15 protein-coding genes are annotated in these 15,934 nt (G+C 45.0%); all 15 read right to left on the reverse strand.

Features of this window, described 5'->3' with window-relative positions; all coding sequences use genetic code 11:
• Positions 1–24: 24 nt before the first annotated feature.
• The 15 genes from opp4B to dtd all read right to left on the reverse strand — a co-directional run bounded on the left by opp4B (position 25) and on the right by dtd (position 15,918).
• On the reverse strand, positions 25–987 hold the full coding sequence (gene opp4B / locus MHI27_RS24220; protein ID WP_076284831.1) for an oligopeptide ABC transporter permease: 963 nt from the start codon (positions 985–987) through the stop codon (positions 25–27).
• A gap of 5 nt (positions 988–992) precedes the next feature.
• Positions 993–1,928: an ABC transporter ATP-binding protein gene (locus tag MHI27_RS24225; protein ID WP_076284832.1), complete on the reverse strand. Its 936-nt coding sequence runs from the start codon at positions 1,926–1,928 to the stop codon at positions 993–995.
• Positions 1,915–2,931: an ABC transporter ATP-binding protein gene (locus MHI27_RS24230; RefSeq protein ID WP_076284833.1), complete on the reverse strand. Its 1,017-nt coding sequence runs from the start codon at positions 2,929–2,931 to the stop codon at positions 1,915–1,917. Before MHI27_RS24230 ends, MHI27_RS24225 begins: the two co-directional genes overlap by 14 nt.
• 373 nt (positions 2,932–3,304) lie before the next feature.
• Positions 3,305–4,609 (reverse strand): replication-associated recombination protein A, encoded by a 1,305-nt coding sequence (locus MHI27_RS24235; RefSeq protein WP_076284834.1) that lies wholly within the window; start codon positions 4,607–4,609, stop codon positions 3,305–3,307.
• A gap of 244 nt (positions 4,610–4,853) precedes the next feature.
• Positions 4,854–5,135 carry a CD3324 family protein gene (locus MHI27_RS24240; RefSeq protein ID WP_042191081.1) on the reverse strand — a complete coding sequence of 94 codons (282 nt, stop codon included), beginning with the start codon at positions 5,133–5,135 and terminating at the stop codon, positions 4,854–4,856.
• 395 nt (positions 5,136–5,530) lie between these two features.
• Positions 5,531–7,714 carry a HelD family protein gene (locus MHI27_RS24245; protein WP_405174862.1) on the reverse strand — a complete coding sequence of 728 codons (2,184 nt, stop codon included), beginning with the start codon at positions 7,712–7,714 and terminating at the stop codon, positions 5,531–5,533.
• Positions 7,715–7,844: 130 nt separating this feature from the next.
• Positions 7,845–9,143, reverse strand: a complete 1,299-nt coding sequence (locus MHI27_RS24250) for an NCS2 family permease (RefSeq protein WP_042191085.1) — start codon at positions 9,141–9,143, stop codon at positions 7,845–7,847.
• A 238-nt stretch (positions 9,144–9,381) separates the two neighbouring features.
• On the reverse strand, positions 9,382–10,137 hold the full coding sequence (locus MHI27_RS24255; protein WP_042191088.1) for a ThiF family adenylyltransferase: 756 nt from the start codon (positions 10,135–10,137) through the stop codon (positions 9,382–9,384).
• A 66-nt stretch (positions 10,138–10,203) separates the two neighbouring features.
• Positions 10,204–11,982: an aspartate--tRNA ligase gene (aspS, locus tag MHI27_RS24260; protein ID WP_042191089.1), complete on the reverse strand. Its 1,779-nt coding sequence runs from the start codon at positions 11,980–11,982 to the stop codon at positions 10,204–10,206.
• A gap of 81 nt (positions 11,983–12,063) precedes the next feature.
• Complete coding sequence (hisS, locus tag MHI27_RS24265) at positions 12,064–13,317, reverse strand: histidine--tRNA ligase (protein WP_405174863.1); 1,254 nt, start codon at positions 13,315–13,317, stop codon at positions 12,064–12,066.
• A gap of 197 nt (positions 13,318–13,514) precedes the next feature.
• Positions 13,515–13,640: a hypothetical protein gene (locus MHI27_RS24270; RefSeq protein ID WP_256716317.1), complete on the reverse strand. Its 126-nt coding sequence runs from the start codon at positions 13,638–13,640 to the stop codon at positions 13,515–13,517.
• Positions 13,641–14,006: 366 nt separating this feature from the next.
• Positions 14,007–14,456: a hypothetical protein gene (locus tag MHI27_RS24275; protein WP_076284836.1), complete on the reverse strand. Its 450-nt coding sequence runs from the start codon at positions 14,454–14,456 to the stop codon at positions 14,007–14,009.
• A gap of 44 nt (positions 14,457–14,500) precedes the next feature.
• Positions 14,501–15,010: a type 1 glutamine amidotransferase domain-containing protein gene (locus MHI27_RS24280; protein WP_076284837.1), complete on the reverse strand. Its 510-nt coding sequence runs from the start codon at positions 15,008–15,010 to the stop codon at positions 14,501–14,503.
• Between the two features lie 148 nt (positions 15,011–15,158).
• Positions 15,159–15,314, reverse strand: coding sequence for a hypothetical protein (locus tag MHI27_RS24285; protein ID WP_179085778.1), 156 nt, complete (start codon positions 15,312–15,314; stop codon positions 15,159–15,161).
• Positions 15,315–15,474: 160 nt separating this feature from the next.
• The gene (gene dtd / locus MHI27_RS24290) at positions 15,475–15,918 is read right to left on the reverse strand and encodes a D-aminoacyl-tRNA deacylase (protein WP_076284841.1); all 444 of its coding nucleotides are present in this window, start codon (positions 15,916–15,918) and stop codon (positions 15,475–15,477) included.
• Positions 15,919–15,934 lie beyond the last annotated feature (16 nt).

Genomic DNA, 15,934 nt, shown 5'->3' on the forward strand with positions numbered 1-15,934 from the left:
ATTCACCTCAAAGTGTTCATCTTCTTATTTAATCCGGATACGAGGATCTACGATACTTAAGATAATGTCTGATAACAACGCACCGACGATGGCAGCAACCCCATACAGAAGAACTAGGGCCGTTACTACGCTGAAATCCCGGATCGTTATCGAGCTGAGGAACAGCATACCCATACCCGGATAGCTGAAGATACTTTCAACGAACACCGTACCACCAATGAGCCCAGTAATCTCATACCCGAAAAATGCAGCAATCGGCAGTAAGGAATTACGCAAAATATGGCGATTATATACACGAGACTCTGAAGCGCCTTTGGCTCTTGCCGTGAGGATGAAATCCTTTTGTTTCGTATCAATGATCTCATTTCGCAAATACTGTACCGTTCCTACCGTTGCAATCAGCGCCATTGATAAAGCAGGGAGTAGCAAATGGTATAACTTACTCCAGAAGTGGCTTAGCGTACCCGGAACTTCTCCAGGACTAACACTGCCGCTAGTAGGAAACCAATGAAGATGAAATCCGAAGAGCCATACCATTAAGAGAGCGAAAATAAACAATGGTGCGGCAAAGCCAATATAGGTGTATCCAGTAATGAGGCGATCCAGCCATGAATCGTTATAACGACCGCTAGTAATACCAAGTGGAATAGCAATAAGGTATGTAAGGATCAGCGTGACAATCGCCAGCCAAAGTGTATTCATGAGGCGTTGACCGATAAGCTCTGATACAGGCATTTTGAAACGGAAGGATTGACCAAAATCACCTTGAATCGCTTTAGTGATCCAATCCCAGTACTGGATGTACCACGGATCATTTAAGCCTAGCTTTTCTCTCATCGCATCGATGGCCGCAGGATCAATATTTGGATCAAGCATCCCTGATAACGCATCTCCCGGCATCGCCTTCGCCATTAGAAAAACAAGAATACTTAATAGAAATATTTGAGGAATCATAATAAGAATTCTACGAACAATAATCTTCCACATATATCTCAACCTTTCTCAGGCAAGGCTACCAGATGAGTCTCGGAAATGGATTTCAATGGATAAGGCATGCCTTGTTCATCAAAATAATTCCGGTGCGCTTGTTCATATTCCAGACTTACTGATTTTCTAAACTCTGTCTGCTTCTCTCTTTGCTTAGGATCAATATCAGGAATGGCAGCAATTAGACGTTTGGTATAAATATGGCGAGGATTGTCAAAAATATCTTTAGCAGTCCCTTGCTCCACATGACGTCCTTTATACATAATCCCAATGTGATCACACATATGCCTAATGATTCCGAGATCATGACTGATGAACAGAAACGTAAGATTCAGTTCTTTTTGAATATCCTGCATAAAATTGAGCACCTGTGCCTGTACGGAAACATCCAGCGCAGAGACAGGTTCATCCGCAATAATCAACTTCGGTTTAAGCGCAATAGCTCTTGCAATACCGATCCGCTGCCGTTGACCGCCTGAGAATTCATGCGGATATTTAAGAATATTTTCAGGGCTTAATCCAACCTGCAAAAGCAATTCCTGCACACGTCTTTTTTCTTCGCCCGGAGACATCTTTTCGAAATTACGTAAGGGTTCAGCAATAATATCCAGCACACGTTTCTTAGGATTCAAGGAAGAGTACGGATCCTGAAAGATCATCTGAATGTCCTTGCGGATATTTTTTTGCTTACGTACACCCTTTGAAGCCAAATCCTGTCCTTCAAAAATCACACTACCGCTAGTAATAGAATTGAGTCCAATGATTCCACGACCAGTAGTCGTCTTACCTGATCCGGATTCACCAACCAAACCGTAAGTTTTGCCTGCTTCAATAGTAAAACTAACATTATCAACTGCCTTGACTACGCCAATTTCTCTTCGAAAAACGCCGCCGTGGATTGGAAAATGAACTGCTAAATTTTTAACCTCAAGAAGTCCCATTGTAGATTGCCTCCTCGTTAGTATCCGGGAAATGAAAGTTATTATGGCAGGTGCAGCGAACAAAATGCCCTGGGGCTACTTCATGCAGCTGCGGATTTTCCTCATGCTCCCATTCCGGAATCCAAGGTGTTCGGGCCGCGAAACGGCATCCTTTACGCGGAAGGTTCTGTAATGGTGGGACAATTCCCTGAATCACATGAAGTCTAGACTTCTCTTCTTTAACGGTTGGAATGGAGTTCAACAAGGATCTTGTATACGGATGCTTTGGATTAGACGTTAACGTATAAATATCTGCGATTTCTACGATTTGCCCGGCGTACATTACCGCAACCCGGTCAGCCATTTCACTCACAACCCCTAGGTCATGGGTAATTAAGATAATGCCTGCTTGCATATCGTTTTTTAATTTTTTTATAAGTTCAAGAATTTGCAATTGGATGGTTACATCTAGTGCCGTAGTCGGCTCATCGGCGATCAAAAGCTTGGGGCCGTTGGCAATCGCAATAGCAATCACAACCCTCTGCCTCATTCCACCAGATAATTCGTGGGGGTACTGCTGATATGTATGTTCGGGACGGGAGATTCCAACCTTGGTCAAAAGATCAATGACCTTCTCTTTTCTTTGCTTCTTCGAAAGCTTGGAATCATGTAGGATGAGTACTTCTTCAATCTGTGAACCGATAATCATGAGTGGATTTAATGCGGATAAAGGATCTTGAAAAATCATAGACATTTCTTGACCGCGCAGCTTGTTGAGTGCAGCAGGAGACATAGTAACGATATCCTGACCTTTGTATTTGATTTCTCCGTCTATTTTGGCCCTTGTGTGCAATCCCATAATTGAAAAGGCGAGCGCACTTTTTCCTGAGCCGGATTCTCCAACAATGGCAAGAATCTCATTTTTACGAACGGACAGGGTAACATCGTCTACTGCAGCATAATAGTCATCTACGATTCTGAACGATGTGGACAAATTCTTGATTTCTAGTAATTCTTCGCTCAAATTAATCCCCCTAACGGCAAAAGTTTCAAAATTTACCCAATGAAATATTATGTAAATTTTGATATAACAGCATTCTTTTCATGAAACATATCAAACATTGACTGTTATGATTATTAACACCATTAAGAATGGTACAAGTACTTCCATCGGAATTAAAACTTGTTTCTCCGTAACTTTGTAGTTCATTTTAATTAACTTATGGTAAATTATCAATCTTTTCCTATAAAAAAAATTCGTTCATGTGATTAAAAGTAACGCAGACAACAAAAAAACGGCTCTAGGCCGCCTTTTTTTGGAATAAATATTTTTTGTGTTACATTAAATTTATTTGCTTATTAGCATTAAAATGGAAGATACTACAGTCACTGGTGGATTATTGTTCTCGTCGGAGTCGTTGGTTATGACGGATTTTAATTTCATTCCCTTGCTCGGTCGCTTGATAAAAGACACGCTGAGAAATCTCCTTAGGCAGATACTCCTGCTTCACATAATGCCCCGGAAAATTGTGCGGATATTGATACCCTTCATGCCCTAGAGCAGTAGCACCTTTATAGTGTGTATCACGTAAATGTAGCGGTACCTCGGCGGATTTAATCTCATCCATACTCGCCATTGCATTTGAAATAGCAGTATAGACGGCATTAGACTTCGGACTCTCCACCGCGAAAAGAATGGCTTGCGCAATGTTCAGCTTCGCTTCTGGCCAACCGTTATTTCTATAGGCTTCAAGCGCACTCACCGCTTGGACCATAGCCTGGGGATTAGCTAAGCCAATATCCTCACTGCTCGCTGCAATTAGTCGACGAATAAAAGTCATCGGGTCCATCCCCAATTTCTCTACCGCATATAGAAACCAGAACAAGGCGGCATCACTAGAACCTCGAATGCTTTTGTGAAAAGCAGATAGAACATCATACTGCGTCGATTCATCTGCCTTCACAATGGGGCGCCGAATCGACTCTTCCGCCACCTCCAGCGTGATATGCACACTCCCGTCTACCTCTGGAGCAGTAGTTAACGCTGCAAGTTCCAGAGCATTTAAAGCCCGCCTGATATCTCCATTAGCCATGGTAGCAATATGCAGCAATGCTTCTTCATCGACCTGAAGCTCCATGAATCCAAGCCCTCTATCCTTGTCTGCTAAAGCTCTGCGCATCGCGACCAGACTGTGTTCACTCGTTAGCGCCTCTAGCTGAAACAAGGTAGAACGGCTCATAAGTGCTCCGTTAACGTAATGGAACGGGTTCTCCGTAGTTGCGCCAATAAATGTAATGGTACCTTTTTCTACTGCTGGCAATAGCGCGTCCTGACGTGAACTGTTAAACCGATGCACCTCATCCAGAAAAAGAATCGTCTTAGAACCATAAAGTGTTTTATTATTTTGAGCTCGTTCAATGACCTCCCGCACATCCTTCACAGAAGCCTCCACCGCATTCAGGCGTACGAATTCACCTTGTGTGTGATGAGAAATGATATGAGCTAATGTTGTTTTACCACATCCAGGAGGTCCATAGAGCAAAATCGAAGAGACCTGGTCTGCCTCGATCGCTCTTCGCAACAGCTTTCCCCGGCCTATGATATGTTCTTGACCAATATATTCATCCAGATTCTCCGGTCTCATTCGGTCCGCAAGCAACCGTCCGCTCCCGTTGTCCTCTCCCATAGAAAATAAATCCATAACTCCACTTCCTTGCTATATTCTTATAAAAGCCAATGTACATCTCCCATTATCATACCATAGACTTATTTTTCACAAAAAAATAAAAAGAGCATGATCTCGTCTTAGAAAGGCGGGAGCCATGCTCTTTTTTCAAAATATACGAAAGTATAGGTTCCACGCTATACTTTATCCTTATTATTTCTCGCATAAACGCTTACCGTCCTTATAGGGACGCCAAAGGCGTTTATGCTTGAACTGTACGCTAGCAATTTATTGCCAGCCGCATTTTTGATATGATTTTTCGAATGCTCTCTTCAGACAGATGATACTTCTTCTGAAGCTCTGCTACGGAATCGCCTTTTCGATGACAACTGAAAATTTCCTCATTGCGGTTTGCTATCTCTTTCCTCGAACCGCTGTTCTCGCCCCATCTAACCCGCTCTTCCGTTTTCTTCGGGATGTAGAGCAGTTCACCTTGGATGTATCCCTGAAGCTCTTTGAGCAAGCCAGGGGGGAGCACATCCTTCCCATTTACATAACTCAACTTGCATTTCCTCCTTCAACAGGTGTGTTCCTATGCGTCCGTCAACTACTGATAAAGTAATTTCCACGTCACCTGCCTCCTTTCTTCTCCTCATATTTGGAAAAATCCGTAATTTCATTATATAAAAACCTCTTGGTAGCGTCTACATTCTAATTCACATTTCGTAATCCTAATGAATAATCGGTACATATATCTCATGTTTTGAAATAAGGAGGCCTTACGGCCTCCTCGCTTTAAGCGGGTTTCCGTCTTAGACGGAAACCACCTCGTATACTGAAATCATTTCACTCAGCCTCCTTCCAGAAGTGTTCTTGCCCGGCCGGACACTTATTATTAAGCCATACCCGTAGGGGAGTTACAAGTTCAAAAACAGTTATAACTGTTCTCCACCAGTCTTAGTTCCCCTCAGAATCGCTTTCAACCGCCGTTTGCACATAGGAAGGCATTTCCCCATTATGGAGTAACCACAGCTCGTGAAGCGCTCGTGTACAACCTACATACATCAGCTTCGCATCCCATGCTGTCGCTCCGTAATGGTCTTGATCGGCATCTGCTAAGATGACCGCATCAAATTCCAAACCTTTAGATAAATACACAGGTAGTACCGATAATCCACCCTGATATTGAGTCATACTACCGTCGATCAGATGAATATCTTCAAAATGCTGCTCTAGTTCAGCGTACAGCTCTGTGGCTTCACGTAGACTACGTGTCAGCACAGCCACCGTACGATATTCCCTTCCAGACAGGGACTTCAGTGCCGATTGTATAGTACTCAAACGAGCATTTCCTTCAGCTTCCCGTTCTCCGACTATTTCTCCGTAGGAGATCATCCTAACAGGGTCACCACTACGAAAGACAGGAACAGCCAACAACGAACTTTCTACTCCCGAGGATAGAATTCCATTAGCAAAGTCTATAATTTCCATGGTTGAACGATAGCTGCGTGTCAACGCATGGTAAGCCGTGTTCTCAGGGGCAAATAAGGTCTGCATCTCTTCCCATGCGTGTACGCCTTTATAAGCGTGTATACCCTGCGACAGATCGCCTAGAATGGTAAAGGAATGTCCACGCACGTATAAATCCAGCACGGCAATTTGGAAGGGGGAGAAATCCTGGGCTTCATCGATCACCACATGATCAAAACGAGCGCCGCCTTCGTTCCCATTCAAAAGATAATAAATATATAACAGAGGTGGTAAATCCTCTTCACGTATAATCCCTTTTTTCAGCTCTTTTGCCGTTTCCTTCAGCACAGCTGCTGGAATATTCTCAGGTGGATCCACCGGCCAATCTTCCGGGACTTTAGCCGCACGAAAGATTTGCTTATAGATCGTCAGCGGATCATACTTAGGCCATTTTGCACTATATGCTTTTTCTCGCGCAGCACCTTTTTTCTTGCGATCCTTCATAGCTGCAGCTGACGGACTCTTCTTCAACTCCATCTCAATCCAGCGATGTATCCGTGCCATTACACGTTCCTTACGCTTCGCTGGTGGATAAGGGGCGTACTCCTCATTATGCCAGCGCAAGATCATGGAGCGGCGCAGTACAGCACCTTCCCATGGGATAAAATCACCCTCAGGTACCGAGCTGCTTTCCAATAGCTTGATGCTGGACTCTATGATTCCCATCAACACCGTAGAACCCTTGAAGCGTCCAGGTGTCTCTTCTGTAATCACAGGCATGCCGCCCGGAGTTTCGAACCAACGGTTCATCGTCTCCGTAGCATCTTGCTCTGGAAGCTCCAGACCTAGTACATTTGCAGCCCAATCCGGGAAGGTGCTCTGGGCAATATTTCCTACACCAAGTTCAGGCAGTACATCCGAAATATAATCCAGAAACATTCGGTTCGGTGCAAAAATAATCATTTTTTCTGCAGAGACCTGATCTTTGTATTGATACAGCAGAAAGGCTAAACGGTGTAGTGCAACTGTAGTTTTACCACTTCCCGCTACGCCCTGTATGATCAATGCTGTATTTTTGGCGGCACGGATAATCTTGTCCTGTTCCTCCTGAATGGTCGATACGATATCGCGGAGACGATTATCTTTGTTCTCACCCAGGCGATAGACGAGAAACTCATCTGACACCACAGGTGCGTCACTCTCCCGGTTGTACGTATCTGCGACCCGCTCCAGAATCTGCTTCCGGATCACTACGTTGCGCTTGAGGTATACCAGTCCTTCTATCAGCCCCTCAGGAGCTTCATAGGAGGCAGGCTCCGTACCACCGGTAAACGAATAGAACAGGCTTGCTACCGGTGCGCGCCAGTCGATGACTAACGGACGGTCGCTTACCTGCTCGCGGTCTACGCCGATTTTGCCTATATAGAGTGCCTTCCGCTGCTTCTCATCATTGCCCTGAAAATCAAGCCGTCCGAAATAAGGCTCCTGCCGAAGCTTGGCAAGATCTTTGCGCTTCTGATCACGGTTCGCTTCTAACACCTGTTCCGTATAATCATGTCCCGTGTACACCGGAGTCTGGTTAAGTTTCTCCAGTAAGGTGTCAATCTCAGTAAGCGCTTGATTCAGCCTGTCTTCTTCCTCTTGATAGGCACTTTGAAAGTTGTCTTCCAATTTCAGTTACCTCCTAAAAGTTTATCGAGCTTAAATTTTCATTCTCCTCATTCCCTCTTCTCACGCAAAAAGGATACCCATTGTAGCATAATCAGCACTAAAATACCAAATCTTTCAAGCCAACATACGACTACAGCACAGCTTGCAAAATAAAGTTAGCTACAAATAAGCCCGCAATCCCATACAGCGCAGGAGGTACTTCCTTGCCCTTGCCCACCGCAAGCTTCACGATCGGATAAGTAATAAATCCAAAAGCCATACCATCTACGATGCTATAGGTGAATGGAATCATGACCATGATTAGGAAAGAAGGAAAGAGCTCTGTTAAATCTCCCAAGTCCATTTCACGCACATTCTGTACCATAAGCCCACCGATTACAATCAAGATCGGAGCGATAGCACTGTCTGGAATGTAGGAGAGCAGAGGGAGGAACAGGAATGTCGCCCCGAACAGCAGTCCTGCCACGAGTGAGGTCAGTCCCGAACGTCCACCTGCAGCAATACCTGCATTAGATTCCGCAGCGGCTACTACAGGACTGCTTCCGAAGAGACCTGCAGCGATATTGGCAATAGAGAGTGCTCGTAAGCTACTCTTGAAGCGCTCAGGACGCCCTGCCATCATAGTCTGTGAGGCGACTAGCCCAATATTTTCAAATACAACAATTAAGAGCAGTAAGAAAACAGCAATCCAGAACACAAGGCTCACTATGCCGCTCCAGTCCATTCCCAGAAATAAGCTTTCATATCCCGTAAATACATGACCGGATGCCTGCTTCTCAGGCGCGTGAGCCGCTCCCAGCAAGTAGGCTAGACCTGTACCAACCAGCATACTGATAAGCAAACCACCGTTGGTCCCACGGATAAACAGTACTAAAGCGAGTAACAAGGTTACACAGGAAGTGATAACTGCTGGATCGCTAAAATGTCCTATAGCAACAAACGTGGTCTGATGCGCAATCACAATCCCGCTTTTTTGCAGTCCTATAAAGGTCAGAAAAAGCCCTATCCCGACTGTAATGGCATGCTGTAGGTTTTGAGGAATCGCCTCACTTAGAATACGATAAAGCGATGTGAAGGCCACGATAGCGAATAACACACCGGTTATTACAACTACAGTAAGTGCCTCTCTCCAACCTAAATTCATTGAATGTACAAGTGTGTATGTGAAAAATGCGTTTATCCCCATCCCTGGTACCACGATGATTGGTGTCTTCCCACCGAAGGCCATCAGTAGACAGCCTGTAATGGCAGTCAATAGTGTAGCCACCATTGCTGGTCTAAGCGGCATACCCGCGTCATGAAGAATGGTCGCATTCACCATTACAATGTATACCGAAGCAAAATACGAAAGGATCCCTGCAGCCCACTCCCGTTTCCAGTCATTCTCAGGTGCAAGCCCTACACTATTTCGCCAAAAATTTGATTTCATGTACAAAAACCTCCACTGATATTAAGTTCCGCAGGCGGATATTACCCGGATAATAAGGCTTATAATCAACGGTTCATCCCGGTTCTACTATTATGCCTATTTGTGGTCTGCATCTTGCAGACCCGCCTGTTAACCACAACAAAAGGGCGTACGCAACTGGATTTCAGCTGGTCGCCCTTTTGGTCCATTTTACTACTACTATCGCTATAATTGAAACAGCTTCAGCTCAGCGATTCACTTACACGCTGACGCCTCCAGCCTCAAGCAAATCACGCACGGCAACACTGACCATGATCAGGCCTGCTACCGGCGGAACGAAGGCGTTACTAGCTGGTGGTTGTTTCGCTTTACGTCGATCCGGCGCATTCTCCGGAACGATCTTATCCGTAACATCTTGACGTGGCTTCATTGGCGGCTCCGTAGAGAAAACCACCTTCACGCCTTTCTTAATTCCTTCCTTACGCAGCTTCTGACGAATGACACGCGCAATAGGGTCATAAGTTGTCTTGGAAATGTCCGCTACCTGGAATCTTGTAGGATCCATTTTGTTGGCAGCGCCCATGCTTGAGATCATTGGAATTCCACGGGACAGACATTCTTTGATTATGTGAACCTTATAAATAATCGTATCCGAAGCATCAAGTACATAATCAGGTTTTAATTTGAACAATTCCTCATAGGTTTCTTCCGTATAGAACATGTTGAGCGCAATCGCTTCGCATTCCGGATTGATCAACTTCACACGGTCTACCATCAGTTCAGCCTTCTTCTGCCCAACCGTAGTTGTGAGTGCATGAATCTGGCGGTTTACATTGGTGATGTCTACAGTGTCCTTATCTATCAGAATCAGTCTGCCGATGCCGGTACGCGCCAAAGCCTCAACTGCTATACCGCCAACACCGCCGATGCCAAGCACCGCTACCGTGCTGTTCTTCATTATTTCCAGACCTTCCGGTCCGATCGCCAGTTCCGTGCGTGAGAACTGATGTAGCATGAGGTTCAGCCTCCTTCAAAAGCTTTGGCGAAGCAGAAATCTGCCTCGCCCGCTTCGATTAGTTAATTATTCTTTTTCTTTCTTCGGTTTAAGCGCCAGCTTAATGTGCAGCTGCTCCAATTGTGAACCATCTACTGGCGAAGGTGCATCCATAAGTAGATCTGTTGCACTTGCCGTTTTCGGGAATGCGATGGTTTCACGCAGATTTGTACGACCGGACAGCAGCATAACTAGACGATCTAAACCGAAAGCGATACCACCGTGTGGAGGTGTACCATATTCGAACGCATCCATCAGGTAGCCGAACTTCTCATAAGCAACCTCTTTCGTAAATCCAAGGGCTTCGAACATTTTCTCCTGTACTTCGCGTTTGTAAATCCGCATGGAGCCTCCGCCTACTTCATAACCGTTCAGAACGATGTCATAAGCTTGTGCACGGATCGCACCTGGATCTGTGTCAAATAGATGCAGATCCTCTTCACGTGGACGAGTGAACGGATGGTGTTCTGCTACATAACGTTTCTGATCTTCGTCATATCCAAGGAGTGGGAAGTCTGTAACCCAAGCGAACTTGAACACGTTATCGTCAATCAGACCGAGCTGACGTCCAATTTTAACTCGAAGGGCGCCTAGAACGTCTGCTACAACCTTTTTATTATCAGCGGAGAAGAGGAGAAGGTCGCCTTCTTCAGCGCCTGTACGTTCCTTCACAGCCGCAATTTCTTCTTCGGAGAAGAATTTCACAATCGGCCCTTTGAATTCGCCGTCTTTCACTTGAATCCATGCCAAGCCTTTCGCGCCATAGCGAGCAGCATAAGGTCCGAGATCATCGATTTCTTTACGAGTCCAAGTGCCACAGCCTTTAGCATTTAGACATTTCACTTCGCCGCCTTTTTCGATTACAGAAGCGAATACCTTAACTCCACTAGTAGCAACAATATCGTTCATTTCTACAAGCTCTAATCCAAAACGCAGATCAGGTTTGTCAGAACCGTATTTGCCCATAGCATCAGCATAAGTCAACCGTTGGAACGGAAGCTCGATATCTGCTCCTACAGTTTCTTTGAACAGACGCTGCATCAGCTTCTCCATCATACCAAGCAGTTCATCTTGTGACAGGAATGAAGTCTCGATGTCGACTTGAGTGAATTCAGGCTGACGGTCAGCACGCAAATCTTCATCACGGAAACAACGAGCAATTTGATAATAGCGCTCAACGCCGCCCACCATCAACAATTGCTTGTAGATTTGTGGAGATTGCGGCAATGCGAAGAATTCGCCTTCATGCACACGGCTTGGTACCAGATAATCACGCGCGCCTTCCGGTGAGCTCTTAGTTAGGATCGGTGTTTCTACGTCGATGAATCCTTCACTGTCAAGGAAATCACGGAAAATCTTAGAAGCTTTCGAGCGAAGCAGCAAGGTTCTTTGCATCTCCGGACGACGAAGGTCCAAATAGCGATATTTGAGACGCAGAGACTCGTCTACTTCCACACCATCCTCGATGAAGAACGGAGGTGTCTTAGCTGCGTTCAGCACTTCAATGTCCGTAATTTGAACTTCAATTTCACCTGTTGGCAGGTTGCGGTTAATGGTTTCCTCATCACGTTTAACAACTTTACCTTTAACAGCCAGGACGTATTCACTACGAACCTTATCAGCAATTTGTAAGGCTTCGCCAGAGTAGTCTGGGTTAAATACAACTTGTACAATACCGCTTCTGTCACGCAGATCAATAAATAGTACGCCCCCAAGGTCACGGCGAGTCTGCACCCATCCGTTCAAGGTTACCGTCTGTCCAATATGTTCTGGTGTTAATTGTCCACACTGATGACTTCTTTGCATAATTTATCATTCCCCTTCATGGTTAAAAATACAATTTTAATCTTTCTCTATACAGTCACCATAAGACGTTAGTCAGATGGTCTAAACTAGTGCCTGACCCAGCTCATCCAGCTTCACAGTGCGCTGCTCCCCTGTATTCATCGACTTCACGGTAATTACACCATTCTTCAGCTCATCTTCGCCAAGAATCGCAGTATAACGTGCCGACATACGGTCTGCGGATTTCATCTGTGCCTTCATTTTCCGGCCCAGGTAGTCACGTTCTGCTGAGAACCCTTGGCTGCGCAGAATATATAGCTGCTTAGAGATTTCGATATCAGCTTCCTCACCGAGAGCTACGAAGTACACATCCAGTGGCTTCGCCGTCTCCAGCTCTACCTTCTGATCCTCCAAAATAAGGAGAATTCGTTCAAGTCCAATCCCAAAACCAATACCCGGTTGATCCGGTCCACCAATTTCTTCAACCAAACCGTTGTAACGGCCTCCGCCGCCCACGGTATCAATCGAACCAATACCTGCTGCTTTATATTCAAACGCTGTATGCGTGTAATAATCCAGTCCTCTTACAAGTCGAGGGTTAATGGTGAATTCCACACCCATGATATCAAGGTGCATCTTCACCTTTTCAAAATGAGTCGTGCACTCTTCGTCCAGACTATCCAAAATGGAAGGCGCATCTGTAAATTTATCTTGATCTACCTTACAATCCAGCACGCGAAGCGGATTACGCTCAATACGACGCTGACAGTCACTGCAAAGGGTATCCTTCATTGGTCTTAAGAAACCCAATAATTTATCCCGATAAGCTGCACGGCTAGGTGCGTTACCGACAGAATTGATTTCCACTCTTACATCCTTAAGGCCAAGATCCTTATAGAATTGATAGCCTAAGGAGACTACTTCCGCATCAATAGCCGGATCCACAGCTCCAAAAGCCTCAATACCAAACTGATGGAATTGACGATATCTACCTGCCTGTGGACGCTCATAACGGAACATAGGTCCGATATAATACAGCTTACTTACATCAGGTTCACCGTAAAGCTTGTTCTGAACATAAGCTCTAACGACACCAGCCGTTCCTTCTGGACGCAGCGCCAGATCACGATCGCCTTTATCCTTGAACGTGTACATCTCGCCTTCTACAATATCCGTTGTTTCGCCTACTCCACGCTCGAATAACCCCGTATACTCGAACATCGGTGTACGGATTTCACGGTAATTGAAACGACGGCATAAATCTCTAGCCTTCCCCTCAATATACTGCCATTTCTCCACAGCTCCCGGAAGCACATCCTGCGTTCCTGTAGGTTTCTCGAATCTTTCTTTAGCCACAGTCTATCCCTCCTAAAAAATACCCCTCTAAATCTGCTCTCTTCATCACTTCATCATGCTAAACAAAACAAAAAATCCCCCGCCCTGTTTATAAAAAACAGGGACGAGGGATTATCATAACCAATAATACACCCGTGGTACCACCCACATTCCGGATCAGAACCATTCTGAATCCGCTCAAAGCGGTTAACGCCCGCCTACGCATAACGGCTACTGATAGCGGCAATATACATTGCCCACTTTCGCCGTACGTTCTCGGGGAGGTCATTCATTCGCTCATCAACAGAATCCTTGCAGCCAAGCAGAAACGATAGATCATCCATTGTACTGGATATCATCTGAATCTACAGGGGATTCCTCTCTGGAGTTGTGGGTCCTCGAATTACTTGTTCCCGTCATCAAAACCATATGATAAAATCGTATATTTTTAAATTCTACTGAACTACTGTGCTAAAGTCAAGGCAGGAAATGCGAAGCTGAATAAAAAATTCGACAACTTTCAACTTTTGACCTTTAACTTCAACCGTTACAAAAAAAATGACCTGCAGCCAAATGCTGCAGGTCCATCATCATATATTATTAAAAAGGGGGTCATGCCTTTATTATAAACACGCTATATTAAGGAAACATGTATGTAATATTACGATTATATTACATTCATGAAAGCGGTTTATTTTAATAGATTGTTGTTAATCGAATTGCTCTACAAATGCTCCTTTGCCCCGAAGGGTTTCCACAACCTCATTATAATTCTCTTCTGCAACACTTAGGTCCATCACATAACGAAGTTTACTTAAATCCCCATCTTCGAGCTCTCCATCTGCTACATCCGCACTAACCTGGTCTTCATCCACGCTATAATGGGTCTCAGGCTCATCACGCGTTTCGGAGGCGGCAACACCAGGGGCCAACATAGCTCCAGCTGCCGGAGTGCTACCCGTTCCAAGCGTCCCCACTGTACCTGCGGCTAACGTCGTATTACTAAACGGGGCTATCGGAAACAGAATTCTACGATCTTCCCCAATAGGGTCCGTGAGTGGCCATACCTCCAAGCCATCTACCTTGTAACTAATCAATGCTATTTTAGCACCTTCTGCTTCATTTTCCGTTCTAAAATATGCTTGGATTTTTCTGGTCATTACCATTACCTCCTTTAGATTATAAGACTCAGTGTTATTAATTGCTATTGCAGGACCTTCAATATTTCACGAACGAAGGCAGGCTCATCTTTCGGGGTACGCGAAGTAATGTAATTACGATCAACTACCACCTCTTCATCTTTAAACTCCGCACCAGCATTCACAACATCATCTTTCAACGGAGGATAACAGGTGATGGTACGTCCTTTAAGCAAGTCTGCACTGATCAGAATTTGGGGTCCGTGGCAAATAGAAGCGATAGGCTTACCAGCTTCGTTTGCTTCTTTCACAAACTTCAAAATATCTGCATTTTGCCGTAAATTTTCTGGGGAAGAACCTCCAGGAATTACTATCGCGTCATAATTACCTGCTTGAACGTCAGCTATGGCTTTATCGGCTGCGTAGGAGACTTCCTTCTTTTTGCCTAGTAAGGTCTCACCCTTCTTTAAACCAATAATGTCAGCTTGATGTCCTGCCTTTATAACTTCATCGTAAGGGACCTTCATCTCAGAATCTTCAAAATCATTAGCTAGTAAAAATGCAACATTACTCATGTGATAAGTTCTCCTCTCTGCTTGTGCAAATGAATAGGTACTTATTTATCTTTCTTGTCGTCTATTACCCTTCTCACAATGATTTCTAACCTCTAATCAGAAAATATCCCCGGTTAACCGCATCAAAAAGCCGCCTCCACCACCCATTTCAGGTACGCGGTAAGAGATTACGGCTTCTTCCTTTGATCACTTGAGATTCAATTTCATCTTCCGTCTTTTTGGCTAATGCATAGGCTTCTACAGGACTCCCTGTCGCTAGTGCCGGGATACTTCTCCATACCCATGCCTTCTGTGAATGTCTCATTACTAGGCTCCTTGCATCGTGCGGGATAACTGTCTACCTTTAGTTTATCCAGCTCCAAGAGGCTCTATCCGCACAAGATTCTTACTCACTGCTCATCCACAATAAAAAAAGATGTCGAAAGTTAGCTCCGCTAGAAGCAATTTTCGACATCTTTTTTTCATTAACTGCGGCTATCTAAAATGAGAGTAACCGGGCCCCAATTGGTCAGCGACACATCCATCATCGCTCCAAAAACCCCCGTCTCCACTTGAAGGCCGCCAGCTCTAAGCTCTTGGTTAAAGTAATCATAAAGTCGCTCGGCCTCCGCGGGAGCTGCTGCTCCCATGAAATTCGGCCGTCTCCCCTTACGACAATCCCCGTATAAAGTAAACTGGGATACTGAAAGAATTGCTCCCTCAGTCTCTGTGACACTGTAGTTCATTTTACCAGCATCATCTTCAAAAATTCGTAGTCCTGCTATTTTATCCGCCAAATATTTGGCATCCTTTTCTGTATCCTCATGCGTAACGCCAACTAGCAGCATTAAGCCTTTGCCAATTTCTCCGGTCACTGCCTTATCCACGGTTACTTTGGCGTCCTTACAACGCTGTACTACAACTCTCATCGTACTACTCCGCTCC

The sequence above is a fragment of the Paenibacillus sp. FSL H8-0261 genome, assembly GCF_045040645.1.
In the GTDB taxonomy this organism is placed as follows: Bacteria; Bacillota; Bacilli; order Paenibacillales; family Paenibacillaceae; genus Paenibacillus_AQ.